General features: G+C 72.5%; 16 protein-coding genes and 1 tRNA gene. 5 read left to right on the forward strand and 12 right to left on the reverse strand.

Annotated features, from left to right (window positions below):
• Positions 1 to 7: 7 nt before the first annotated feature.
• Positions 8 to 3,268, reverse strand: a complete 3,261-nt coding sequence (gene fdh, locus QDS12_RS18005; protein WP_279882203.1) for a formate dehydrogenase — start codon at positions 3,266 to 3,268, stop codon at positions 8 to 10.
• 58 nt (positions 3,269 to 3,326) lie between these two features.
• Between fdh and QDS12_RS18010 the strand changes: the two genes are divergently transcribed.
• From QDS12_RS18010 to QDS12_RS18025, 4 genes are all read left to right on the forward strand, one after another.
• Positions 3,327 to 3,421, forward strand: a tRNA-Sec gene (locus tag QDS12_RS18010).
• Positions 3,422 to 3,453: 32 nt separating this feature from the next.
• Positions 3,454 to 4,770, forward strand: a complete 1,317-nt coding sequence (selA, locus tag QDS12_RS18015; RefSeq protein ID WP_279881512.1) for an L-seryl-tRNA(Sec) selenium transferase — start codon at positions 3,454 to 3,456, stop codon at positions 4,768 to 4,770.
• Complete coding sequence (selB, locus tag QDS12_RS18020) at positions 4,770 to 6,515, forward strand: selenocysteine-specific translation elongation factor (protein ID WP_279881515.1); 1,746 nt, start codon at positions 4,770 to 4,772, stop codon at positions 6,513 to 6,515. Before selA ends, selB begins: the two co-directional genes overlap by 1 nt.
• A 160-nt stretch (positions 6,516 to 6,675) precedes the next feature.
• Complete coding sequence (locus QDS12_RS18025) at positions 6,676 to 6,918, forward strand: DUF6458 family protein (RefSeq protein WP_279881518.1); 243 nt, start codon at positions 6,676 to 6,678, stop codon at positions 6,916 to 6,918.
• A 93-nt stretch (positions 6,919 to 7,011) separates the two neighbouring features.
• Here the strand turns inward: QDS12_RS18025 and QDS12_RS18030 are convergent, their stop codons facing one another.
• The 7 genes from QDS12_RS18030 to QDS12_RS18060 form a co-directional block, all read right to left on the reverse strand.
• Positions 7,012 to 10,488: an SbcC/MukB-like Walker B domain-containing protein gene (locus QDS12_RS18030; protein WP_279881521.1), complete on the reverse strand. Its 3,477-nt coding sequence runs from the start codon at positions 10,486 to 10,488 to the stop codon at positions 7,012 to 7,014.
• Positions 10,485 to 11,213: a DUF4194 domain-containing protein gene (locus QDS12_RS18035; RefSeq protein ID WP_279881524.1), complete on the reverse strand. Its 729-nt coding sequence runs from the start codon at positions 11,211 to 11,213 to the stop codon at positions 10,485 to 10,487. The genes QDS12_RS18030 and QDS12_RS18035 overlap by 4 nt, the downstream gene beginning before the upstream one ends.
• Positions 11,210 to 12,703 (reverse strand): DUF3375 domain-containing protein, encoded by a 1,494-nt coding sequence (locus tag QDS12_RS18040; protein ID WP_279881527.1) that lies wholly within the window; start codon positions 12,701 to 12,703, stop codon positions 11,210 to 11,212. Before QDS12_RS18040 ends, QDS12_RS18035 begins: the two co-directional genes overlap by 4 nt.
• Before the next feature lie 115 nt (positions 12,704 to 12,818).
• The gene (locus QDS12_RS18045; RefSeq protein WP_279881529.1) at positions 12,819 to 15,239 is read right to left on the reverse strand and encodes a glycoside hydrolase family 3 N-terminal domain-containing protein; all 2,421 of its coding nucleotides are present in this window, start codon (positions 15,237 to 15,239) and stop codon (positions 12,819 to 12,821) included.
• Positions 15,240 to 15,267: 28 nt separating this feature from the next.
• Entirely contained in the window at positions 15,268 to 16,131 is an 864-nt protein-coding gene (locus QDS12_RS18050; RefSeq protein ID WP_279881531.1) for a carbohydrate ABC transporter permease, read from the reverse strand.
• A complete protein-coding gene (locus tag QDS12_RS18055) occupies positions 16,128 to 17,015 on the reverse strand; it encodes a sugar ABC transporter permease (protein WP_279881534.1) in 888 nt (295 codons plus the stop codon). The genes QDS12_RS18050 and QDS12_RS18055 overlap by 4 nt, the downstream gene beginning before the upstream one ends.
• 148 nt (positions 17,016 to 17,163) lie before the next feature.
• Positions 17,164 to 18,465 (reverse strand): extracellular solute-binding protein, encoded by a 1,302-nt coding sequence (locus tag QDS12_RS18060; RefSeq protein ID WP_279881538.1) that lies wholly within the window; start codon positions 18,463 to 18,465, stop codon positions 17,164 to 17,166.
• A 149-nt stretch (positions 18,466 to 18,614) separates the two neighbouring features.
• On the opposite strand from QDS12_RS18060, the gene QDS12_RS18065 reads away from it, so the two are divergent.
• Positions 18,615 to 19,649: a LacI family DNA-binding transcriptional regulator gene (locus tag QDS12_RS18065; RefSeq protein WP_279881541.1), complete on the forward strand. Its 1,035-nt coding sequence runs from the start codon at positions 18,615 to 18,617 to the stop codon at positions 19,647 to 19,649.
• Positions 19,650 to 19,894: 245 nt separating this feature from the next.
• Here the strand turns inward: QDS12_RS18065 and QDS12_RS18070 are convergent, their stop codons facing one another.
• Genes QDS12_RS18070 through QDS12_RS18085 form a run of 4 tightly spaced genes read right to left on the reverse strand, consistent with a single transcriptional unit; the run spans position 19,895 to position 25,642 of the window.
• Positions 19,895 to 22,870 (reverse strand): bifunctional [glutamine synthetase] adenylyltransferase/[glutamine synthetase]-adenylyl-L-tyrosine phosphorylase, encoded by a 2,976-nt coding sequence (locus QDS12_RS18070; RefSeq protein WP_279881544.1) that lies wholly within the window; start codon positions 22,868 to 22,870, stop codon positions 19,895 to 19,897.
• A 5-nt stretch (positions 22,871 to 22,875) separates the two neighbouring features.
• Entirely contained in the window at positions 22,876 to 24,213 is a 1,338-nt protein-coding gene (locus QDS12_RS18075; RefSeq protein ID WP_279881547.1) for a glutamine synthetase family protein, read from the reverse strand.
• A gap of 53 nt (positions 24,214 to 24,266) precedes the next feature.
• Complete coding sequence (locus QDS12_RS18080; protein WP_279881550.1) at positions 24,267 to 25,007, reverse strand: hypothetical protein; 741 nt, start codon at positions 25,005 to 25,007, stop codon at positions 24,267 to 24,269.
• On the reverse strand, positions 25,004 to 25,642 hold the full coding sequence (locus QDS12_RS18085) for a SatD family protein (protein WP_279881552.1): 639 nt from the start codon (positions 25,640 to 25,642) through the stop codon (positions 25,004 to 25,006). Before QDS12_RS18085 ends, QDS12_RS18080 begins: the two co-directional genes overlap by 4 nt.
• Positions 25,643 to 25,757: the final 115 nt, after the last annotated feature.

Here is a 25,757-nt window from a genome sequence, read left to right on the forward strand (position 1 = left end):
GGCGTACTCATCCCTGCGTCCCTTCGGTCGTGGTCTCCTCGACGCCGGCCCGGCGGCGGTACTCCTCGACGTACGCCGTCAACGCGCTGCCCCGAGGGCGTCGACCCGGCCGGATGTCACAGGTGCCCACCTTGTCCTGGATGTAGACGTTCGGGTCCATGGTCACGTTGACCAGGTCGTTCGGTGAGTCGCCGGGGACGAGCCCGTTGGGGCCCCAGTGGTAGGGCAGCCCGATCTGCTCGATGGTCCGGTCCCCCAGCCGCAGCGACCGCACGCGGTCGGTGACCAGCACACGCGCCTCGATCGCCGTCCGCGACGTCACGATCGTCGCCCAGCCGAGGTGCTCCAGGCCTCGCTCCGCGGCCAGCCGCGGGGACACCTCGCAGAACGGCTCCGGCTGGAGCTCGGTGAGGTAGGGCAGCGTCCGGCTCATCCCGCCGGCCGTGTGGTGCTCGGTGAGCCGGTAGGTCGTGAAGACGTAGGGGAAGACCTCCGTGTAGCTCGGGTTGAGCGGGTTGGAGGCGGTGGCGAGCGAGCGCCTGGTGGGGTTGTTCTGCTGCTGGTAGAGCGGGTTGGGCAGCGGCGACTCGGGCGGCTCGTAGTGGGTCGGCATCGGCCCGTCCGCGAGACCGACCGTCGCGAAGAGCCAGCCCTTCCCGTCCGTCTGCATGATGAACGGGTCGGTCCCCCTGATCGCCGCAGGCCCCTTCGCGCCGTCCTCCGGGACGTAGTCGGGCGACCGGTCGGGGATGAAGTCGGGCACGTCGTCGCCCGTCCACTTCCCCTCGTCGGCGTCCCACCAGATGTAGCGCTTCCGCTCGCTCCACGGGCTGCCGTCCGGCGCCGCCGAGGCGCGGTTGTAGAGGATGCGCCGGTTGGCCGGCCACACCCAGCCCCACTCCGGGGCGACCTGGTTCTGCTCCCAGTGCGGCTTGCGGCGGCGGGCCATGTTGGTCTCGTCGGCGTAGACGCCGCAGTAGATCCAGCAGCCGCACGCGGTGGAGCCGTCCGCCTTCAGCTCGGTGTACGCCGACAGGGCCGCGCCGTCGGGACCGGTGCCGTTGATCTCGCGCAGCACCGTCTCCGGCTCGGGGTCGCCGAGCTCGTCCGCCGGGTAGTCCCACGTCAGGTCGAGCAGCGGCCGGTCCATCTCGTCGGTCGACCCGGCCAGCTTCTGGCGGATCCGCTTGCCGAGCTGGAAGTAGAACTGCAGCTCGCTCCGGGCGTCACCCGGGGGCTCGACCGCCTTGTCGCGCCACTGCAGCATCCGCTGGGTCTGGGTGAACGACCCCGCCTTCTCCACGTGGGACGCGGCCGGAAGGAAGAACACCTCGGTGCCGATCTCCTCGGTGACCAGCTCGCCGGTCTCGATCTCGGGGCCGTCCTTCCAGAACGTCGCCGACTCGATCATCTGCAGGTCACGCACGACCAGCCAGTCGAGGTTGGCCAGGCCGAGCCGCTGCATCTTGCCGTTCGCCGACCCGACCGCGGGGTTCTCCCCCACCAGGAAGTAGCCCTTGCACCGGCCCTCGATCTGCGCCTTCACGGTCGTGTACGACGAGTGGTCGCCGGTGACCCGCGGCAGGTAGTCGAAGCAGAAGTCGTTGTCGGGCGTCGCCGCGTCGCCCCAGTAGGACTTGAGCAGGCTGACGGCGTAGGACCGCGACTCGCCCCAGAAGCCCGCCTTGCCCTCGTCGTCCGCCAGCCACTGGTCGAGCGACTGGTGCTGGTCGGCGTGCCGCATCGGGAGGTAGCCCGGCAGGATGTTGAAGAGCGTCGGGATGTCGGTCGACCCCTGGATCGACGCGTGCCCGCGGAGAGCCATGATCCCGCCGCCCGGGCGGCCGATGTTGCCCAGCAACAGCTGCAGGATCGAGGCGGTGCGGATCATCTGCGCCCCGGTCGTGTGCTGGGTCCAGCCGACCGCGTAGCAGAACGCCGCCGTCCGCTCCCGACCGCTGTTGGCGACCAGCGACTCCGCGACCTGCCTCAGCTGCTCCGGCGAGATGCCGCAGACCTCCTGGACCATCTCCGGGGTGTAGCGGGAGAAGTGCCGTTTCAGGATCTGGTAGACGCAGCGCGGGTGCTGCAGCGTCTCGTCGCGGCGCCCCTTCCACGGCACGGCGGCGCCGCCGGAGCCCCGCGCCTCCGACTGTGCGGCCAGGTGCGCCTGCGCGTGACCGTCACTGCCGCCCTCGTGCTCCTCGTGCTCGAGCTCCTGCTGGAGCTCCTGCTCGTCGGAGGTCGGGTCCTCGGGCGGCTCGTAGCGCCACGTCGTCGGGTCGTAGTGGCCCGACTCCGGGTCGTAGCCGGAGAAGAGCCCGTCGAGGTCCTCGGTGTCCTGGAAGTCGGAGTCGACGATGTTGGCGGCGTTCGTGTAGGCGACGACGTACTCGCGGAAGTCCGCGTCGTTGCTCAGGACGTGGTTGACGAGACCGCCGAGGAACGCGATGTCGGAGCCGGCCCGGATCGGCACGTGGACGTCTGCCAGCGCCGACGTGCGGGTGAACCGCGGGTCGACGTGGATGATCGTCGCCCCTCGCCGCTTCGCCTCGACGACCCACTGGAAGCCCACCGGGTGGGCCTCGGCCATGTTCGAGCCCTCGATGAGGATGCAGTCAGCGTTGCTCAGGTCCTGCAGGAAGGTGGTCGCCCCACCACGGCCGAACGAGGTCCCCAGACCGGGAACCGTGGAGGAGTGTCAAATACGGGCCTGGTTCTCGATCTGGATCGCGCCCATCGCCGTGTAGAGCTTCTTCATGAGGTAGTTCTCCTCGTTGTCGAGGGTCGCTCCTCCGAGGCTGGCGATGCCCAACGTCCGCCGGGTGCGCTTGCCGTCCGTCTCCTCCTGCCAGAACTGCCGGCGGGTCTTGATGACCCGGTCGGCGATCATGTCGACGGCCGTCTCCAGGTCGAGGTCCTCCCACTCGGTGGCGTACGGCCGCCGGTAGCGGACCTTCGTCACGCGGGTCGGGCTGGTGACCAGCTGCTTGCTGGCGCTGCCCTTCGGGCAGAGCCGGCCGCGCGAGATCGGGCTGGCCGGGTTGCCCTCGATCTGGGTGACCTTGCCGTCCTTGACGAAGACCTTCTGGGCGCAGCCGACGGCACAGTAGGGGCAGACCGAGTCGACGACCTTGTCGGCCTCGACGGTCCGCGGCTCGAGGGTGTCGCTGCGGCGCGACATCGCCGCAGCGCCTCGGCCCAGCTTGTCGCGCCCGGTGACCTGACGCAGCAGAGGCCAGCCCAGGAAGTCAGTCACACCGGCTATGTAACCACCGTCGGTGGGGCCAAAACAGGCCCCTCGTGCGGCCCGCTAGATTGCACGCGGAGGCGTACCTCGTCTGGTGATGGGCGCGGTCCTCAAAACCGTTGTGGCCGGGCATCCCGGTCAGGCGGGTTCGATTCCCGTCCGCCTCCGCCAAAGCTTCCGTCCGGCGTGGAAGGAGTCCCGCAGTGACCGAGGACCCGCGCCGGCGTACGCCGCGCACCGACGCCGTGCTCGCCGACCCGGCTGTGGCGGCGGCCGCGGCGCGGCTCGGGCGGGTTCGGGTGAAGACTGCGGTGGCCGCGACCTTGGAGGCCTGCCGGTCGGGTGCGGTCGCTCCCGAGGACGTCGTCGCGCACGTGCTCGCAGTGCTGCCGGCGTCGGCGACGTCGCTGCGGCGGGTGGTCAACGCGACCGGGGTCGTCGTGCACACCAACCTCGGCCGCGCTCCCCTGTCGCCGGCCGCCGTCGAGGCGGTCACGGTCGCGGCCGGGGCGACCGACGTCGAGCTCGACCTCGCGACGGGCCGGCGGGGACGCCGCGGCGCCGCGGCACTCGCGGCGCTGGCCGCCCGGGTGCCAGACGCGGGCGGGGTGCACGTCGTCAACAACGGCGCCGCCGCCCTGGCTCTCGCGGCCTGCGCGCTGGCGACGGGCCGGCGGATCGTGATCGCCCGCGGGGAGCTGGTCGAGATCGGCGACGGCTTCCGCATCCCGGAGCTGCTCGAGTCGACCGGTGCGTCGCTCCGCGAGGTCGGGTCGACCAACCGGGTGCACCTCGCCGACTACGAGGCGGCGCTGGACGACGAGACGGCGTTCGTGCTCAAGGTCCATCCCTCCAACTTCCGGGTCGAGGGCTTCACCTCCAGCGTCCCGGTCGACGCACTGTCGGCCCTGTGCCGTGAGCACGGCGTCCCGCTGGTCGTCGACATCGGCTCGGGTCTGCTCGCTCCCCACCCGCGGCTGCCCGACGAGCCCGACGCCACCACCGTCCTCCGCGACGGGGCGACCCTGGTGACTGCGTCCGGCGACAAGCTGCTCGGCGGTCCGCAGGCCGGGCTGCTGCTCGGCTCCGCGGAGCTGGTGGAGCGGCTGCGCCGGCACCCGCTGGCGCGGGCGCTCCGGGTCGACAAGCTCACGCTCGCGGCGCTGGAGGCCACGCTGACCGGGCCGCCTCCCCCGGTCGCCGTCGCGCTGGCCGGCCGGCCCGAGGAGCTGCTCGCCCGAGCCCGCCGGCTCGCGCTGGCCATCGGGCCCGACCTCGCGACCGCCGTCGAGTCCGAGGGCCGGGTCGGCGGGGGCGGCGCGCCCGGACTGCCGCTGCCGAGCGCCGCGGTGGCGCTGCCGGCCGACCTCGCCGAGCCGCTGCGATCCGGCGAGCCGCCCGTGGTCGGACGGGTCGCCGACGGGCGGCTGATGCTCGACCTGCTCGCCGTCCCGGCCGAGGCCGATGACGAGCTCGCCGAGGTCGTACGCCGGGTGGCGACCGCGGAGCGCGCCGGCTGATGCACGTCGTCGCGACCGCCGGCCACGTCGACCACGGGAAGTCGACGCTCGTCCGCGCGCTCACCGGCACCGACCCCGACCGGCTCGAGGAGGAGCGGCGGCGCGGGCTGTCCATCGAGCTGGGCTACGCCTGGACCGAGCTCGCCGGGGTGGGCGAGGTGGCCTTCGTCGACGTGCCCGGACACCAGCGCTTCCTGGCCACGACCCTCGCCGGCGTCGGACCGGTGCCGGTCGCCCTGCTCGTCGTGGCCGCCGACGACCCCTGGATGCCGCAGGCCGCCGAGCACCTCGCGGCCCTCGACGCCCTCGGGGTGCGGCACGGGGTCGTCGTCGTCACCCGGGCGGACCTGGCCGACCCCGCCCCAGCACTCGCGCGGGCACGGGCGGAGGTCGACGGCACCGGGCTCGCCGGAGCGCCGGCCGTCGTGGTCAGCGGCCGCACGGGTGCCGGGCTGGACGAGCTGCGCCAGACGTTGGCCGACGTACTCGCACACGTGCCCGAGCCCGACCCGTCCGCGGATGTCAGGCTGTGGGTGGACCGGCGGTTCCACATCCGCGGCTCGGGCACCGTGGTCACGGGCACCCTGCCGGCCGGCACCGTCGCCGTCGGCGACACGCTCGTGCTGCTCGGCGGTGCGGAGGCGCGCGTGCGCGGGCTCGAGGCCCTCGGACGGGCCCGGCAGCGGATGAGCGGCGTCGCCCGCGTCGCCCTGGACCTCGGCGGACGCGCGCCTGAGGGCATCGTCCGGGGCACTGCCCTGCTCACGCCCGACGCGTTCCTGCCCGCGACGGCGGTCGACGTGGCGCTGCGCGGCGAGGGGCGCGTCCCGGAACGTCCGGTGCTCCACCTCGGCTCCACGCTGGCCGCCGTGCACGCGCGGCCGCTCGGCAAGGACTACTACCGGCTGACGCTCGACGGGGCGCTCCCCCTGCGGATCGGCGACCGGGCCATCCTGCGCGACCCCGGCAGCCGGACGCTCTGGGGTGTCACCGTGCTGGACCCGCAGCCCCCGGCGCTGCAGCGCCGCGGCGCGGCCGCCGCTCGGGCGGAGGTGCTCGCGGGGCATGACGGTACGACGGCCGCCGAGCTCGCGACGCGCGGGCTGGTGCGGAGCGGTCTGCTGCGGCGGATCGGCGCGTCGCCGGGCCCGTTGCCGCCGGGGACGGTCGCTGCCGGCGACTGGCTGCTGGCGCCGTCCCGCGCCCGCGAGCTGCGGGCCGCGCTGGTCGCCCTGGTCGAGGCGGCCGGCGTCAACGGCGTGACCCCCGCCGCGGCCGCCCACGAGCTGGGGCTTCCCGACCCGGCGCTGGTCGACGCGCTCGTCGAGGAGCCGCTGCGCACGGAGGGCGGCCGCATCCGCTCGGGTGATGCGTCCCTTCCCCCGGGTCTCGTCGCGGCGCTCGAGGGGCTCCGGGCGCAGCTGTCCGCGGCGCCGTTCGCCGCGCCGACCGCCGAGGAGCTCACTGCGCTCGGGCTCGACGCCGGCGCGGTCGCCGTACTCCATCGCGACGGGCACGTGCTCCGCCTCGCCCCGGGCGTGGTGCTGCTCCCCGACGCCCCGGCCCGCGCGACGGCGCTCCTGGCCGGGCTGCCACAGCCGTTCACCACCAGCGCGGCGCGCCAGGCGCTCGGCACGAGCCGGCGAGTGGTGCTGCCGCTGCTCGCTCACCTCGACGCCGCCGGGCGGACCGTGCGACTGCCTGACGACACTCGGTCGGTCAGGGGGCCGGCGGCTGGGTCGTGATCGCTCGCGTCCTGCGGCGGTGAGCCATCACCGTCCCCAACCCACGCACCGTCGACCACTCACCGCCCAGACCCGCCGACATCACCTGGTTTGGCTCGCGATCCCGTCGGGCACCGGGGGGCGTCGCCCACCAGCGACGCGGACACGAAGGAGTCATCTGATGGGTTACGGACTTGGAGCGTTCCTGCTTGCCGTGGGGCTGATCCTCGCCCTCGCGGTCAACGCCAGCGTGCAGGGTGTCGACCTCCAGATGGTCGGCTGGATCCTCGCGATCGTCGGTGCGCTGGTCATCGTGCTGACGGCGATCACGTGGAACCGCGCCCGCGGCACCCGCACCGTCGCCACGCGCACGCATGCAGACGGTACGCAGACCCAGGAGGAGCGCCGCTCGAGCGGCTTCTGATCAGGCGAGTACGACCGACGCCGCCGCGTCGAGCGGGATCTCCCCGCTCGGGTCGGCGGCGTCGCGCCGTTCAGCCCCCGCTCAGGTCCGAGGTCAACCCCGGCTCGCCTCGGTGATCGGAGTGATCCGGGCCTGATGGGTGCTCGCGTTCTTGGTGATCGCGAGCAGCTCGTCCATGTGCGGCTCGAGGCCGGTCACCTTGTCCAGCGGTACGCCGATGATCAGCTGGAAGCCGAGGCCCTTCCACGCCCGCACCGCGCGCCCTGCGAACTCTGAGTCCGCCTTGACGAAGCCCTCGTCGAGGAAGACCGGCGCGAAGCGCGGGCGTGACCGCATCTCGTCCCCGAGACGGAAGCGCAGCGCCGACCCGACGATGAAGGCGACCAGCTCCTGCGACTCACCGCCGCTCTTCTCCCCCAGCGTGCGGTACGTCGCCCGCAGCTCGCCGGACAGGTGGTCGTAGCGCTCCGCGCTGATCTCCACGTGCCGTCGTACGTCGAGCAGCCGGTCGCGGTCGCTGGTGCCGTCGACGGTGTGCTCGGGCCGGCGCAGCTGCTGCATGAACCGGCTCAGGTCGACGAACCGCCTCTCCAGATCGGCCTCCCCGAGCTCGGCGGTCGAGCCTGACGACAGCGCACGGAGGTCCTTCATGAACGCCTGCACGTGCGCGGGCGCGAGCCGCCGCAGCCGGATCCGGAGGCGGTCGCCGGCGGCGCCGAACTCGAGCCGCCGCAGGATCGCGTTGATCGGCTCCAGCCGGTCCTCGATCTCCTCGACCGACGCGGCCATCGCGCCGACCAGCGGCACGAGGTCCTGGCCGCTCCACTCCGTGAGCCGGCGGCGCCACTCCGAGCGACGCTCGGCGAGGCCGGTCGCGCGGATCTCCTCGAGGATGCGCGCGTAGTCGGGGTAGGAGTCGACCGTGGCACCCAGGTTCGGCGAGTCCCACTGGAGCTTGTAGGTCCGGAAGATCGCGGCGAGGTCCTCGTCGACCCGCTTGGTCTCGGCCTCCGCGTCGGCCACGGCCAGCCGCAGCCGCTCGGCGAGTCGCTGGGAGTTCTCGGTGAAGCGGTCCACGTGGTCGGGGTCGGCAGGTGCCGCCGCGGCCGCGAACTCCGCCGTCAGGCTGGCGGCCTGCTCCTCGCTGAGCTCGACCCCGCCGGCGCGCTCCATCGCCTCGAGCCGGTCCTTGACCATGTCCTCGGAGTCGACCAGCTCGCCGTGCTCGTCGCTGCGCCGCTTCTGCTCCTGCTCCAGCCCGAAGCGCAGCTTGCGGGCGGAGTCGAGCCTGGCCTCGAGGTCGAGGATCTGGCGCTCGAGCACGTTCAGCTGGTCGTCCGCCTGGAGGAGCTCCGCGCGGCGGCGCTCGATGTCGGCGATGCGCTCGTCGCTGCCCGCGACGTCGAGGTCGTCGAAGCGCGCGACCGCCACGGCGTCGTACGCCGCCCGGCGCTGACCCAGCACGCTCACCTGTCGCCCGAGCTCGGTGACCTCGGCGTCCAGCTCCTCGAGCTGCCGCTCGAGGCCGGTCAGCTCCGCGTCGACCTCGGCGATCGCCTCCTCGTTGGAGAAGCCGATGATGCTGCGGGCGTCGTTGCGGCCGTGCGAGCCGCGCCGCCCGTTGCGGGTCTGGCCGGCGAGCGTCACCCGTAGGCCCGGCCCGGCGAGCCCGTCGGCCGTCTCGACGCAGAGCGCGTCACGCGCCGGCTCGGACACGTGCTGCTGGACCCAGCCGGAGAACGGCGAGTCCTTGAAGAGCAGCTTGCCGGCGATCCGCTCGGGGTCGGCCGGTCCGGTGTCGGGCAGGTCCAGCTCGGCGCCCTCGAAGGTGAGCCGGCCGCGCAGCCGCAGCCCGTCGATGGCCTGGGAGAACTCCTCCAGCCGGTCGAGCGGGACGAGCATGACGCGCGCCGAGCCGCCGAGCACGGTCTCGATCGCGGTGCGCCAGCGCGCCTCCTCGGGCGCGACGTCGATGAGCTCCGCGACGAACGGCAGCTCCTCGGCGGACAGTCCGCTCGCCCTCGCCACCTCGGCCCGCAGCTCGTGCAGCACGACCGGCACCCGGCCGGCCCGGCTCTCGAGGGAGGCCCGCTCACGGGTCAGCTCGTCCTTGCGCTGCAGCAGCGGGACGCGCCGGCCGACCGCCGCGTCACGCAGCCCCGTCAGCCGGTCCTGCTCGGCCTCGTGACCGTCGAGCCAGCGCCGTGCCTCGGCCTGCAGCGCGTGGAAGGCGTCGGCAGAGTCCAGAGCCCCCTCGACCCGCTCGGCGTCGGTGCCCGTGACCTCGAGCAACGGCAGCAGCCGCTCCTGCAGCGCCGCACGGCGCCCGGCGCGGTCCGCACGGACGACCTGCTCCTGCTCCAGCGACGACGCCAGCGCCTGCAGCGTCGAGCCGCCGGCCGCGCGGTGTGCCTCCTTGGCCGCCTCCAGGTCGCTCTGCAGCGCCGCCTCGGTGCTCGAGCCGGAGGCCAGCGCCTCGGCCGTCGCGGCCCGTGCCGCGCGGTTCTCCTCGACCGCCGTCTCCAGCAGCCGCAGGTGGGTGCGGAGCAGCCACAGCCGCAACGGGGTGTCGCCGGACCCCGTGACGCCGTAGGAGTCGAGCTCGGCCGCGCGCCGCGTGGCCGCGACCTTGCGCTCGTGCAGCCCGGCGATCGGCGCGAGCACCTCGAGCTTCTGCTCCTCGGTCCGCATGGCCGAGTAGGCCGAGTCGAGGTCGTCGAAGTGCTCGATCGCGCGGTCGGCGGCGGCGTAGGTCGCCGGTCGCTCGAGCACCATGTCCTTGTAGAGCTCGTCGACGCTGCGCACCTGGTTGCCCGCCTGGATCCGCGCGAGCAGCCGCAGCGCCTTCGACCCGTCGCCGTTGGCGCCGATCCCGAGCCGGGCATGGAGGACGGCCGCGAACTCGGCGTACGTGCGGTGCACGCGGACGCCGGGGAAGAGCTTCTTGAGCGTGTTGGCGTGGAATCGCTCGGGGACCGCGACCTCGAGCGTCTCCAGCGCGAGGGCGCCCTCGTGCGTGACGAGCTGCATCTGTACGTCGGCCGAGCGGGCCGCCCGGCGCGGGACGTAGTAGGTCCGCAGCGCGGTGAAGCGGCGATCCTGGTCGCTGACGAACGTCATGGCGACCGCACCCCAGGTGTCGGCGCCCTTGCCGCGCAGCAGCTTCTCGACCGGCCGGCCGGTCCGCGGGTCGTCGACGACGTCGACGGCACCCCGCAGGTAGGAGAGGAGGTTACGCTGGCCGACGCCTCGGGCTCGGCCCGCGACCGCGTCGTTGGAGGCGCCGTTGAACTTCGTGTCCGACGGCATCATCAGCGCCGTGTAGGCGTCGAGGATGGTCGACTTCCCGACGCCGGACGCGCCGGAGATCATCGTCGCGTCGCCGTGCAGGGGGATCCGGGTCAGGCCACCGAAGCCGCCCCAGTTGACCAGCTGCAGCAGCTCGGCGCGCCACTGCACGGTGTCGTCCGCCGGCGTGGCGACGACCTGCTCGTCGAAGAGCCCGTTGCTGACCGTACCCTCGTCGAACTCCTCGAGCTCGTCCCCGGCCTCGAGCGCGTCGGTGCTCACTCCTGCTCCTCCTCGGGCTCGTCGAACAGGTCGGCGTCCTCGGGCTCGGGCGCCTCGGTGCCGTTGGCCCGCTGCAGCGCCTCGAGCAGCTCCTGGAGCAGCTCGAGCGGCAGCAGTGGCTCGACGGCCTCGCTGATCTCGAACCGGTCCTCGCTGGTGCCGGTGATGAGCAGCCCGGCCTTGGCCAGGCTCGTCACCGCGTTGCGGGCGCGCTTCTCGTCGCCCGCCTCGTCTGTCGCGTGGGCGGGACGGAAGCTGGCGACGTACTCGACCAGGTCCTCGCGGTCGACGAACACCCGCGACTCCCCCGCCGCCGCGCCCGCCCGCAGCCGGTCGCGGAGGTGGACGAGGACGAGCGTCTCCTCGCGGCTCCAGGCCGCGTCGTAGAGCATCGTCGGGAAGCGGCTCCCGGTCTCGGAGACGGCCTGCCGCTTCCAGGCCACCTCGCGGACCGGGTCGATCTGCAGGTCGAGGAAGAGGTCGTTGAGCCGCGACCGCAGCACGCGCTCGTGCTCGACGAGCACCTGCCAGTCGCGCGGGTGCGTGCGCGCGCTGATGAACCGCTGCTTGAGCAACGTGACGAGGGCTCGGCGCTGGCGGTACTCCAACCCGCCCTCGTCGCCCTCCCACAGCGACACCGAGGACGCGTCGGCGAGCTCGGCCTCGAACTCGCCCATCGCCTCCGCGGGCGCGACCTCCGGGGCCCAGTCGTCATCGAGGGTCATCGGCTCTTCTCCAGGTCGTGGCCAAGGTCGGGGTCGGGCAGCGGCAGCCGCGGGACGTCGAACGTGCGGCGCGTGCCGTCGGACCGCAGGGCGGCGTAGGACTCGGTCCGGTCCTCGGTGTCCCAGCCCCGGTCGGCGGCGAGGTGGAGCAGGCCGAAGATCTCGACAGGGCGCCGCAGCGCGGGCTCGAGGGTGTCGAAGAGCGCGCCGAGGGACGCCGCCGGGTTGGTGCTGGCGAGCGCCGCCTCGAGCCGCTCGCGCAGCGAGGGGAGCTGGGGGCCGCCCTGGGCCATCAGCGACGACAGCGAGAGCGACGGCGCGTCCTCGGCCGAGGCCAGCGCGATCCGCTCGGGCAGTACGTCGTCCGCCGGGTCGTAGAACCGCTCGCGCAGGTGCTCGACGGAGGCCCGCGCGGGCAGCAGCGGGACGTCGTGGGTGGCGCGCGGGCCGGTGGTCGCCATCCAGGTCATCAGCTCGGACTCGACCTGGCGCAGCGTCTGCTCGAGCTCGCGGTCACGGGCGGCGTCGTGCGAGACGATGTACTCCTTGAGCGTCGCCGTCACGCGGGACCGCTGCGCGAGGACGCGGTCGAGCCCGTCGCGGACGAGCTTCACCGTGCCGCGCAGCTCGGCCCGGTCGGCGTCGCCGAGGAGCCAGCCGGACAGCGGGTGCTCGAGCAGCGCGTTCAGGTCCTCGCGCAGCTGGGTGACGAGCGCGTCGTCGCGCAGCAGCGCGAAGGCACCCTCGAACGCGCGCCCCTCCTGGGTGGCGGTCATCAGGGCGTCGGCGCGGGCGAGGTACTCGTCGATCACCTGGCCCGCAGGCCGGTCCTCGGCGCGGAAGGCCGCGAGGATCTCGGCGCGGATCTGCCCGAACCGCTCGTCGACGCGCGCGAAGTCGCTCGGCAGGGCGGAGATCAGGGAGAGCAGCTCGGTGAAGCCCTCGAGCATGTAGTCCTCGGTCGCGCTGACCATCTCAGCGCCGTCCACCAGACGGTCGCGCTCAGCCTGCAGCCGGGCGATCTCGGTGTTGAGGATGGTCACCCGGGCGGAGCGGTCAGGGTTGGCCTCCGAGTTGAACCTGCGGACCGTGCCGAGGATGGTGGCGATCCGGTGCTCGCTCAGCGTGGCGCGGTCCCGCGACAGCGTCTTCACGAGCTCGAGCGCCTGCTGGGCGTAGGAGGTCAGGGAGTAGACCTCCTGGTCGGTCTCGTCGAGCGAGCGCACCAGCCACTGCCCGCGCATCCAGCGCTGGCAGAGCTCCTTGCCGTTGCCGGTCGGCACCTCCGACTCGCCGGCCAGCCTCATCTCGGCGAGGTGCTCCTCGACCTGGGTGTGCAGCCGCGCGGTCGGGATGGGCCTGTTGTTGCGGCCGAAGGCGGCCCGGAAGATCGTGATGACGACGGGCGCCTGCCGCTGGTGGAGCAGCGTCAGCGTGGGCTGGGCGAAGGCGGCCTTGACGCGCGCCAGCTCGCCCGCGATCTCGCTCATCCATCTCCCCCCAGGTCGGTGCGAGGCGCAAGCATTCCAGAGGGCTCCGACGAGGCCGGAATTGGTGTCCCCGGGGGCGGGCGGACTCGGGACCGCCCGCCCCCGGGGAGTCTTGTCAGCCGGCGACGACCTCGGCGGTCACCCGGCGCGGGTCGGCCGTCGTCACACGGTGTACGTCGCCCGTGAACCGCACGAGCGCGCGGTCGACCCGGTGGCCGACCACCGGCGCGGCCGCGGCCGACGCAGCGGCCGCGCTCTCCGCGATGCCCTCGGCGACGGCGGTGGCGACCTTCTCGCCGGCGGAGGCCGCGACCCAGACCTCGACGTCGCCCGGCTCGACCACCCGGGTCAGCGACCGGTCGGAGAACGCCAGCCGCGTGGCGGGCACGGCGAACCGGACGACCGCCGACTCGCCGGGACCCAGCGTCACCCGCTCGTAGCCGAGCAGCTGCGAGACGGGCCGGACGACCGAGCCGAGCAGGTCGCGGCCGTAGAGCTGGACGACGTCGGTGCCGGCGACCCGGCCGATGTTGCTGACCCGCACGCTGACCTGGAAGGTCCCGTCCGTCGCCACCGACTCGTCGGCCGACAGCTCGCTGTAGGCGAACGACGTGTACGACAGGCCGAAGCCGAACGGCCGGACCGGGGTCGGGTCGGTCGACGTGACCTCCGACGGGCCGCCGAGCAGCGGCTGGAGGTAGGAGTACGGCTGCGCACCGGACGTCCGGGGCAGGCTCACCGGGAGCCGGCCCGACGGGTTCACCGCGCCGGTGAGCACGTCGGCGATCGCCGGACCGCCCTCCTCGCCGGGGAAGAACGCCTGGAGCACGGCCGCGGGCTTCTCGCTGGTCGAGTCCGTCGTGACCCCGTCCAGCGCCCAGCCGATGGCGTAGGGACGGCCGGTGACGAGCACCAGCACGACCGGCGTACCCGTCGCGACGACCGCCTCGACCAGCTCGCGCTGGACGCCCGGCAACTCGAGCGACTCGGCGTCGTTGCCCTCGCCGACCGTGCCACGGCCGAACAGGCCGGCCTGGTCACCCATGACGAGCACGGCGACGTCCGCCGCACCGGCCGCCTCGACCGCGGCCGGGAAGCCGGTGCGGTCCTCGCCCTCGACCTCGCAGCCGGGGACGACGGTCAGCGTCGCCTCGGGCAGCTGCTCGCGCAGCGCCTCGGCGATCGTCGGCACCTCGAAGCCGAGCGGGACGTCCGGCTGGTGCGCGAGCACGTGGTTGGCGAACGAGTAGCAGCCCATGAGCGCCTCGGAGCGGTCGGCGTTGGGGCCGATGACGGCCACGCGTGCCGGCGCCCCGGCACCGCTGCGGAGCGGCAGCACGCCGTCGTTCGACAGCAGCACGACCGACTCGGCGGCGAGCCGGCGGGCCAGCTCGCGGTGCCGCGGCGTGTCGAGGTCGATGACGGCAGGCGGGGCGCCCAGCCGGTCCGCGAAGTCGGCGTCGAGCAGGCCGAGCTCCTCCTTCTGCGCCAGCGCACGGAGCACGGCCCGGTCGACGAGCGCCTCGTCGACCTCGCCGGACCGGATCAGCTCCGCCAGCGGTTCGAGGTAGGCGTCACCGCTCGGCAGCTCCACGTCGACGCCGGCCTCGAGGGCCAGCGCCGCGGCGCGACCTCGGTCGGCCGCCACCGCGTGCATGACAGTGAGGAACGCGACGCCGAAGTAGTCGGCGACGACGACGCCGTCGAAGCCCCACGTGTCTCGCAGCAGCTCGGTGAGGTACTCCGTCGAGCCGTGCAGCGGCACGCCGTCGACGTCGTTGTAGGCGGCCATGACCGACTTCACGCCGCCGTCGAGCACCGCCATCTCGAAGGGTGGCAGGAACACGTCGGCGATCTCCCGCGGCCCCGCGGACACCGGTGCATGGTTGCGGCCCGCGCGCGAGCCGGAGTAGGCGACGAAGTGCTTCAGCGTCGCGTGCACGCCTGCCGACTGGAGACCCTTGACGTACGACGTGCCGATGGTGCCGACCAGGTAGGGGTCCTCTCCGATCGCCTCCTCCGTGCGTCCCCAGCGGGGGTCGCGGATGACGTCGAGCACCGGCGCGAGGCCCTGGTGGATGCCGAGAGCGTTCATGTCGGCGCCGATCTGGGCGGCCATCTCCTCGACCAGCGCGGGGTCGAACGAGGCGCCCCAGGCCAGCGGCGTCGGGAACGTCGCCGCCTTCCAGGCAGCCAGGCCGGTCAGGCACTCCTCGTGGACCAGCGCCGGGATGCCCAGCTGCGTCTCCGCGACGAGCCGGCGCTGCTCCTCCCACAGCCACGACGCCCGGTCGGCCGGGTCGACCGGCCGGGTGCCGTAGACACGGGTGTAGTGGCCGATGCCGTGCTCGGTGATCTCGGACAGCTTGCCCGAGCGGGCGTTGTTCATCTCGCCGGCCATCGGCGCGACGACCTCGCCACCGTGGTCGAGCCAGTAGCCCACGATCTGCGCGAGCTTCTCCTCCAACGTCATCCTGGCGTGGAGGTCGCGCACCCGCTCCGAGACGAGCGGTTGGGCGCGAAGGGATCCGGTCACTGTTGCGGCTTTCTTCTCAGGTGGGGGGTCAGCCCTTGACCGCGCCCTGCAGGCCGCTGACGATGCGGCGCTGGAGTGCGAGGAAGAGGATCAGGGCGGGGATCATCGAGAGCGTGGTGAACGCCAGCACGCCGGCCGTGTCGGCCGAGTGCTCGGTCGAGAAGTCGGCCACGCCGAGCGGCAGGGTCCGCATGTCGCCCTGCAGCAGCAGGAGCGGCAGCAGGTAGGCGTTCCACGACCCGACGAAGGCGAGCACGCCGACGGTGATCAGGCCCGGAGCCGACAGCGGCAGCAGGATCCGCCAGAAGAGGCCGATCCGCGAGGTGCCGTCGATCATCGCGGCCTCCTCCAGCTCCTTGGGCAGCGCCATCAGGAACGGGCGGAGGATCACCACGGTCATCGGCAGCGCGAACGCCGCCTGCGGGAGCGCGACGCCCCACCACGTGTTCCCCATGCTGAGGTTGCGGGTCACGATGATGAAGAGCGGGATGATCGCGACGGCCGCCGGGAAGAGCAGGCCGAGCACGAACACCATGAACATCGGCTCCCTGCCCTTGAACTGGTAGCGCGCCAGCGGGTACGCCGCCATCACGCCGAAGATCACCGTCACCACCGTCGTGATGGCCGCGATCGCCGTCGAGTTGAGCGCGTAGTGCCAGAACGAGGAGTTCGTGAGCACACCCTTGTAGTTGCTGAAGACCCACGGGTCCGGCAGCGCCGAGGGCTTGTCGGCGATCTGGGCGTTGGTGCGGAACCCGCCGAGGGCGCCGTACAGCACCGGGCCGACCGTGATCGCGACGACGATCAGCGCGATCAGGTAGACCAGCGGGCTGCCACCACCGAAGGTGTGGCCGCGGCCGCGCTTGGGCCGCCGTGCGACTGCGTCGCTCATCGGACCGCCTCCTTCCGTGACTTCCGAGACGCCTTGCGGGAGTCGTCCAGCGTGTCGCGACGGAGGACGAAGAACTGGTAGGTGATCGCCATGACGAACGCGATGACGAAGAGGATCACCGACGCCGCGCCGGCGATGCCGTAGTTGTGGCTCTTGGTGCCCTGCTCGACGAGGTACGTCGCCATGGTGGTCGTGGCGTTGGCGGGGCCGCCGCCGGTGAGGATCCAGACCATGTCGAAGAGCTGGAGCGAGCCGATCATCGACAGGAAGCACCAGGTGCGGATGGTGGGGCCGAGCAGCGGGATGGTGATCTTGCGCTGCACCTGCCACCAGGAGGCACCGTCGAGCTGCGCCGACTCGTAGAGCTCCTCGGGGACGCTCTGCAGGCCGGCGAGGAAGAGGATCACGGCGAGGCCGAGGTACTTCCAGGTCAGCACGGCGAGGACCGTCCAGAGGGCGTACTCGGGCGTGCCCAGGAAGCCCTGCTCCGGACCGTGCAGGCCGACCTTGCCGAGGAGGGCGTCGACCGTGCCGTACTGCGGCTGCAGCAGCTGGAACCACACGACACCGGCGATGACCTCGGCCAGGACGTACGGCACGAAGATGATCGTGCGCAGGACGCCCTGGCCCCACATCTTGCGGTTGAGCAGGAGCGCGATGCCGAGGCCCAGCGGGAGCTGCACCGCGATCGAGCCGCCCACGATGATCAGGTTGTGGACGATCGCGGACGTGAACGCATCGTCCTGGAGGACGAGCTTGTAGTTGTCCAGGCCCACGAAGTTGCTGAGGGGGCCGAAGCCCTTCCACTTGTACAGCGAGAACCGGACGGCCGTGAAGACCGGCCACGCCACGAACACGGCCATGAGGGCCAGTGCGGGCGTCACGAACAGAGCGATCTCCAGACGCTTGCGCCAGGCGTCCGAGCGGCCTCCGGGCCGCGTCGGACGACCGGTTGCCCGGCGTGCGCTCGCACGCCGGGCAACCTGGGCGTCGTGTCCGGACACCGCGGGAGCGGTTTCCGTCACTTCAGCTTCACTTCTCCTGGTCAGCGGCCTTCTGCGTGGCGTCGACGACGTCCTGCGAAGAGGCCTTGCCCGCGAACAGCAGGGCGATCGAGTCGTTCATCGCGTTGCCGATCGACGTGCCGAAGGCGGTGTCGAAGTACAGCTGGATGAACGGGGACGAGTCACGCACCTGCAGCAGCTGGGCGAGGGCCGGGTCCTTGACGGCGCTGGTCGCGGCCGGGTTGGTCGGCAGACCCATGTCGTTCTGGGCGAAGCCGGTCTGGACCTCGTCCGAGAGCAGGTACTTCACGAAGTCGACCGCCACGGCGGGGGCCTTCTCCGAGACGCCCCACGCGTCGCCACCACCGAGCTGGGCGGCGGGGTCACCCGCGCCACCGTCGACCGACGGGAACGGGAACCAGCCCGTGTCCTCGCCGAGGCCCTTCTTGTCGGCCGTGAGGCCCTGCATGACGCCGGGCTCCCAGTGGCCCGCGAGCTCCATGGCGACCTTGCCGGTGGCCAGGAGGCCGGAGGCCGAGGTCGGACCGCTCTGGGCGGGCGTGGAGAGGAAGCCGGCGTTGAACGGCTTCTTGGCGATGATGTCCTTGAGGGTGTCACCGGCCTTGACGAAGCACTGGTCCGAGAAGTCCAGGCTCCGGACGGCCTTCTGGAGCACGTCCTGCGAGCACTGGCGCAGCGCGGTGTAGTACCAGTAGTGCGCGGCGGGCCACTTGTCGCCGGCGCCGACGGAGACCGGGGTGATGCCCGCGGCCTTCAGCTTGTCGATGTCGGAGAACCACTCGTCGAGCGTCTTCGGCGTGCCGGTGATGCCGGCCTTGGCGAAGAGCGACTTGTTGTACCAGAAGCCGACGACGCCCATGGAGAACGGCAGGGCGTAGGTCTTGCCGTCGACCTGCCAGCCGGCGACGTTGCCGCCGAGCTTGGAGATGACGTCGGCGGCGTCCTTCGAGAGGTCCTTGGTGAGGCCGGCCTCGACGTGGTCGGCGAGCTCGCCGCCACCGCGCTCCATGTAGATGTCCGGAGCGTCACCGCTCTGGAAGGCAGCGTCGAGCTTGGTCAGCATGTCCTCGTGCTGCATCGCGCTGATCTTGATGTCGACGTTCGGGTGAGTCTTCTCGAAGTCGGCCGCGACCTTCTCGTAGTAGCTCTTGCCCGGGTCGTTGTTCGAGTTGTGCCACCACGTGATCGTGGTCTTGCCGCCGCTCGAGCTCTTGTCGCTCGAGTCGCTGCCGCCACAAGCGGCGGTGGTGAGCAGCACGCCGGCACACAGAGCGGCCAGCACCGCTGCGCCTCGTGTCTTCCTCGCCATGGGGACCCCTTTTTCTGTTTCGGACGGGTTGTGACGCTCAGCACGCGTCGAGCGCCGAGACTCCCAGACCGAGATAGCCATGTCAATCGTTGTCGATAACGATTTCGTAATCGTCGTCACATGCGGCCTGATGGGCTAACGTCTGCGCCGTGACCACAGCAGACCAGCCACGCAAGACCGCCCGCGCGACCATCGTCGACGTCGCGCGCGAGGCGGGGGTGTCCGTGGCCACGGTCTCCAAGGTCATCAATGGGCGCTATGGCGTGGCCGAGGCCACCAGCGAGCGGGTCCTGGCCGTCATCGACGACCTCGGCTACGAGTCCTCGCTGGTCGCGAGCAGCCTGCGGCGCAAGCGCACCGGGGTCATCGGCGTACTCGTCGCCGAGTTCGAACCTTACTCGGCCGAGCTCCTCAAGGGGATCTCCGCGGGCCTGGCCGGCACCGGCTACGAGCTGCTCGCCCATGCGGGCAGCACCGACGTGCACAGCCGCACCGGCTGGGAGCGGCGCTCGCTCTCCCGGCTCGCCCGCACGCTCATCGACGGCGCCATCGTCGTCACGCCGTCCATGGTCATCACCGACCAGGCCGGCATCCCGGTGGTCGCGGTCGACCCGCACACCGGTCCGGACGGCCCGGCGACCGTCGACTCCGACAACATCCACGGCGCCCGCATGGCCGCCGACCACCTGCTCGCGCTCGGTCACCGCCGGGTCGCCTTCCTCGGCGGCCGCCCCGACCTGCGCTCCGCCCAGCTGCGCGAGGAGGGCTTCCGTACGGCGTTCTTCGCCGCCGGTCTCACGCCCGACCCGTCTCTCATGAAGGTCGGTGGCTACCACCCCGACCTCGCCGACGCGCCCGCTCGCGAGCTGCTCAGCCTGCCGGCCGGTCAGCGCCCGACGGCGGTCTTCGCCGCGAACGACCTCTCGGCGATCAAGGTCCTCCAGATCGCCAACGAGCTCGGCCTACGGGTGCCCGAGGACCTCTCCGTGATCGGCTACGACAACGTCCCCGACGCCGCCAGCAGCACTCCCCCGCTGTCGACCGTCGCCCAGCCGCTCCACGACATGGGCGTCACCGCCCTCCGCGTCCTGCTCGCCATGCTCACGGGCCAGTCGATCGAGCGGCACGTGCGGATGCCCACCGAGCTGATCGTCCGCGCCAGCACCGCTCCGCCGGCTGGCTGACAGCCGATCTCCGAGTAGTCGCTCCCTTCGCCCACGGGCTCGCTGGGTTGGAAGGTCGAGACTTCTGCCACCGGAGCCGCGAGACCGACGCCGGAAGTCTCCACTTCCACCCCAGGTGAGCGACCCGGACCGGCCGACGGCTGCTGGCGTCAACCGCCCGCAGCAGCGCACTGCCGACGACCCGTCCACCTCGTCCCCGCCCTCCCGGTCCGCACCACGACGGACCGCACCGGAAGCACAGCGGGTCAGGCAGAGCCCCAGAACACCCGCTCGACGACGCCGCGCGCCAGCCGCGTCGCGCGGAGGTAGTCGTTGACGAGCTCGTCCGTCGCCCCGGCCGGGTAGCCGAGGATCGCGGCGACCGCACGCCGCTCGCGCGCGGCGGTGGGGAGCTGGTCGGAGGCGCGGCCGCGGACCAGCGTGACGGCGTTGCGGATCCGGCTGGCCATCCGCCAGGCCTCGCGCAGGACGTCGGCGTCCCCGTCGGTGACCAGGGCGGCGTGGCGGGCCGCGGCCAGGGCGTCCAGGGTCCGGCTGGTGCGCAGGCCAGGCGCCTCGTGGGCGTGTCGCAGCTGCAGGAGCTGCACCGTCCACTCGATGTCGGCCAGTCCCCCACGACCGAGCTTGAGGTGCGTGGCCGGGTCCGCGCCTCGCGGCAGCCGCTCGGAGTCGACGCGGCTCTTGATCCGCCGGATCTCGTGGACGTCGTCCTCGCTGACGCCACCCTCGGGGTAGCGGACCGGGTCGATCAGCTGGGTGAACGCGGCCCGCAATTCCTCGTCGCCGACCACGGCGTCGGCCCGCAGCAGCGCCTGCTTCTCCCACACGGCGTGCCACTTGCCGTAGTAGGCGGCGTATGCGTCCAGCGTGCGCACCAGCGGTCCGGACCGACCCTCTGGCCGCAGGTCGGCGTCGACGACGAGAGCCGGGTCGCCGCCGGCGAGCGCCAGCAGCCGGCGCAGCTCGGTCGCCACGGCGAGTGCGTACGACGCCGCCACCTGCGGGTCGACCCCGTCGGCCGGCCGATGCACGAAGAGCACGTCGGCGTCGGAGGCGTAGGACAGCTCGAACCCGCCGTAACGGCCCATCGCGACGACCGCGATCGCCGTCGGCGCCTCGTCGAGGCCGCGCTCGGCGCGCACCGCCTCACCGACCACCTGGAGGGTCGCCTGCAGGGTGGCGTCCGTGAGCCGGCTGAGGCCCTCGCTCACCACGGCCACGTCGCTGAGCCCGACGACGTCGCCGGCGGCGATGCGGAACAGCTCGCGCCGTCGTACGCCACGGATGGCCCGCACGGCCTGCTCGGCGTCGTCGCGGCGACCGCCCGCGGCGAGCATCTCCTCGACGACCGGCTGGGTCGCCCGCGGCGCCAGGTCGTCGCCGAGGATCCGGACGCCCTCGGGCTCGCGCTCGAGCAGCGTCGTCGCGTAGCGCGAGGTCGACAGGACCCGGGCCAGACGCTCGGCGACCATGCCCTCGTCGCGCAGGGTGCGGAGGTACCAGTGGGTCTCCCCGAGCGCGTCGCTGATCCGTCGGAAGCCGAACAGGCCGGCGTCGGGATCCGGCCCCTCGGCGAACCACTGCAGCATCACCGGCAGCAGCGCGCGCTGGATGTCCGAGGCCCGCCGCACGCCCTGGGTGAGCGCCTCCAGGTGGCGCAGCGCGGCCACCGGGTCGTCGTACCCGAGCGCGGCGAGCCGCCGCCCGGCCTCCTCCGGCGAGAGCCGGCCGAAGTCGCCGGGGATGCGGGCGACGGCGCTGAGCAGCGGCCGGTAGAAGAGCTTCTCGTGCAGCCGGCGTACCTCCAGGCGCTGCTGCTGCCACTCGTCGAGCAGCGACTTCACCGGCTCCTTCAGGAACCCCAGTCCCCGGCCCAGCCGGCGCAGCGACGCCTCGTCGTCGGGCACGACGTGGGTGCGGCGGAGGCGGTGGAGCTGGATGTGGTGCTCGAGCCGGCGCAGGAAGGCGTACGCCGTGTGGAGCGTCTCGCCGTCCTCGCGACCGACGTAGCCGCCCTCGGTGAGGGCCGCCAGGGCGCTCAGCGTCGACGGGGAGCGCAGTCGCTCGTCGGACCGCCCGTGGACGAGCTGGAGGAGCTGGACGGCGAACTCGACGTCGCGCAGGCCGCCCTCGCCCAGCTTGAGCTCGCGGTCGGCGTCCTTGAGCGGTAGGTGCGCGACCACCCGGCGCCGCATCGCCTGGGTCTCGGCGACGAACCCCTCCCGCTCGGCGGCGCGCCAGATGAGCGGCTGCACCCGGTCGACGAACGCCTGCCCGAGCTCCAGGTCGCCGGCCGCAGGGCGGGCCTTGAGCAGCGCCTGGAACTCCCAGGTGCTCGCCCACCGCTCGTAGTAGGCACCCATCGCGGCCAGCGTGCGGCTGAGCTGGCCGGCCTTGCCCTCCGGCCGGAGCGCCGCGTCGACCGCCCAGATCCGTCCCTCGGACGTCAGCTCCCCGCAGACGCCGATGAGCTGGCTCCCGAGCTGGGTCGCGACCTTCAGCGCGGTCTGCTCGTCGACGCCCTCGGCAGGCTCGTGGACGAAGATGACGTCGACGTCGGAGACGTAGTTGAGCTCGTGGCCGCCGCACTTGCCCATCGCGAGGACGGCGAGCCGGGCCGCCTCGGCGTTCGGCACGGCGGCGCGCGCGACCGCGAGCGCCGCGTCGAGCGTCCCGACGGCCAGGTCGGAGAGCTCGGCGGCGGTGTCCTCGACGGTGAGGCCGTGGGCGAGGTCGCGCGCGGCGAGGCGCAGCAGGATCCGGCGGTACTCGACCCGCAGCGCGTCCAGCGCCGCCCGGTGCTCGAGGGTCGCGACCGGCCGCGGGTCGTGCGGCTCCGCGCCGACCGCGCGCAGCAGGTCCTCCCTCATCGCGTACGCCGGCGCGCGGGTCGATCCGAGCAGCGGATCGGTGAGCTCGCGCCAGTGCCCCGGATGCCGCACCAGGTGCTGGCCGAGCGCCTCGCTCGCGCCGAGGACGCTGAGCAGCCGCATCGCCGAGCCCTCGTCCTCCGCGAGGGTGTCGAGCAGGTCGTCGGCGTCCTCCGCCGCCGCGAGGACGCGAGCCAGCGCCGCGAGCGCCAGGTCGGGGTCGGCGACCAGTCCGAGCATCGCGAGGATCGGCTCGGCGGACGACCCCAACGCCTCCAGCGACGCCTCGGCCGCGTCCGGATCGGTGAAGCCGAGCCGGAGCAGGTGTCCCTTCCCGGTCGCTCGACGCATGCGACTCAGAGGACCGGGAGCATCCGGTCGCGCTCGAACGCCGAGACGACGCCGCGGTACTGCTGCCACTCCGCCCGCTTGTTGCGCAGGAAGAAGTCGAAGACGTGCTCCCCGAGCGTCTCGGCGAGCAGCTCGGAGCGCTCCGCGAGGGCGATGGCCTCGTCGAGGCTGGCCGGCAGCGGATCGAGGCCGAGCGCACGCCGCTCGCGGTCCGTGAGCGACCAGACGTCGTCCTCGGCCTCGCGCGGCACGTCGTAGCTCTCCTCGATGCCCTTCATCCCGGCGGCGAGGACGGCGGCGAAGGCGAGGTAGGGGTTCGCGGCCGCGTCGATGGTGCGGACCTCCACTCGGGTCGACTGGCCCTTGAGCGGCTTGTACATCGGTACGCGCACCATCGCGGAGCGGTTGTTGTGGCCCCACGAGACGTGGGTGGGCGCCTCGCTGCCGGTGATCAGCCGCTTGTAGGAGTTGACCCACTGGTTGGTGACGACGCTGATCTCGGGCGCGTGGTGCAGCACGCCGGCGATGAACTGACGGCCGATCTTCGACAGCCCGTACTCGGCGCCCGCCTCGTAGAACGCGTTGGCATCGCCCTCGAACAGGCTGACGTGGGTGTGCATGCCGGAGCCCGGGTGCTCGGTGTAGGGCTTGGGCATGAACGAGGCCCAGATGCCTTGGCTGAGCGCCACCTCACGGATGACGGTGCGGAAGGTCATGATGTTGTCGGCGGTCGACAACGCGTCCGCGTAGCGCAGGTCGATCTCCTGCTGGCCCGGCCCGCCCTCGTGGTGGCTGAACTCGACGCTGATGCCCATCTGCTCGAGCATCGTGATCGCCTCGCGGCGGAAGTCCGATCCCATCGACTGCGCCGTGTGGTCGAAGTAGCCGCTGCGGTCCACCGGCACCGGCGGCCTGCCCTTCTGCGGGGCGTCCTTGAACAGGTAGAACTCGATCTCGGGGTGCGTGTAGAAGGTGAAGCCCTTCTCGGCCGCCTTCGACAGGGTCCGCTTCAGGACGAAGCGCGGGTCGGCGTACGACGGGCTGCCGTCGGGCATCACGATGTCGCAGAACATGCGCGCGGTGGCCGGCCCCTGGTCGCGCCACGGCAGGATCTGGAACGTCGAGGGGTCCGGCTTGGCCAGCATGTCGGACTCGTAGACCCGCGCGAAGCCCTCGATCGCCGAGCCGTCGAAGCCGATGCCCTCGGCGAACGCCGCGTCGAGCTCGGCCGGGGCCACCGCGACCGACTTGAGGAAGCCGAGCACGTCGGTGAACCAGAGTCGGACGAACCTGACGTCGCGCTCCTCGAGCGCCCGCAGCACGAAGTCCTCTTGCTTGCCCATGGCGTCACCCTAGTGGCCTCCGCGGGCCTGTCGGGTCCCGGCCGGCGGCGTGGTCACGCCACCATCACCAGCGTCCCGAGACTGACCAGCCACGAGACGAAGCTGCCGACCAGGAAGTACTCGGTCACCTCGTCGATCGTCGGCCCCTCGGACCCGCCGGCGTCGCGGAACGACTGCAGCTCGGGCCACCGGATCAGGGCCTTCGCCGCGATGACGAGGCTCGCCGCGGTGACGTAGCCGCTCAGGCCGAGACCGAAGATGACGAGTCGCTCCATCGGCCCCAGCAGCCGCCCGCCCTTGAGGCGTGCGCTCGCGTCCCGGTCGGGGCGGGCCGGGTTGACCGTGTCGGTCGCCGCCAGCACGAGCCGTACGACGACGTTGCCGGTCGAGAGCTGGACCAGCAGCCCGCCGAGGACCAGCAGCGCCGTGTCGGGGTTCGCCGCCGCGGCGCGGGCCCAGGGCAGCTCGCCGAGCCAGTCGGCGAACGGCCCGTCGACGTGACCGGCGAGCGGTGAGACCAGGATGGCCGCGAGCACCGCGCCGCCGACCAGCGCGAGCGGCCACTCCGGGCGGCCGAGCCCGAACCCCTCGCGGACGACCCGACCCCAGCCGATCACCACGAGGGCGATGACGATCCAGGCGACCACGTCGGCACGCGAGGTGAGGCCGCCGAGCAGTCCGAGCGTGACCACGACGCCGGCACCGACGCACTCGGGCACCCAGCGCACCGGTCGCACGGAATGGCCCAGGTCGGCGATGCCCAGCCCGACGAGGAGCAGCGCGAGCCAGCTCACGCCAGCCGGCCCAGCAGCTCGTCGGCCCTGACCAGGGCCGCCAGCCCGTCGCGGCGTACGCGCTGCGACACGGCGGACGCGGTCACCCCGAGCTCGGCGGCGATCTCCTTCTGGCTCATGCCGGCGAGCATCCCCGACAGCACCGACAGGGACTCGGGACCTGCCTCGTGGAGCAGCTGGTCACGCAGCACCAGCGCCGCGTTGACGCCGTCGGGGTCGGGTCCCCCGGTCCCCTCACTGGGCACGTACGCCGTCCGCAGCCCGCGCAGCGCCGCCCTCCGCTCGGTCGACTCGACCGTCTCGATCGCCTCCCGTGCGGCCCACCAGGCCGGACCGTCCTCGACCCGCGGCTCCTCCCGGAGGACGGTGATGGTGCCGCGCCCGACCCCGTGGCGCGCGTCGACCTCCGGCAGCAGCGCGAGCCGCAGCCGGAGGGTCGCACGCAAGGCGGAGCCGAGGTCCGCGTAGACGCCTTGGTACTCGTCGCCGACGGTGATCCGCAGCGGCACGGCGGCGCGCACCTCGGCGTTGACGCGGTCGAGCGCCGCGGTGAGGCGTGCGTGCAGGGCGGTCCGCTCACCGGCGGTGCGCGACCCGATCAGGTCGCCGATGAGCGACACCTGAATTACCGACATATGAAGATAATAGCTTCATATTCGTCAAATGGAGCAACAGCCTTCATTGCGATGGGCGCCGAGTCCGTGCGCCCTCGCGCCCCGACGCCTGGCAGACGGTTGCCATCGGTTGCCA

Origin of the sequence: Nocardioides sp. CER19 (genome assembly GCF_029846275.1) — a bacterium.
Lineage (GTDB): Bacteria > Actinomycetota > Actinomycetes > Propionibacteriales > Nocardioidaceae > Nocardioides.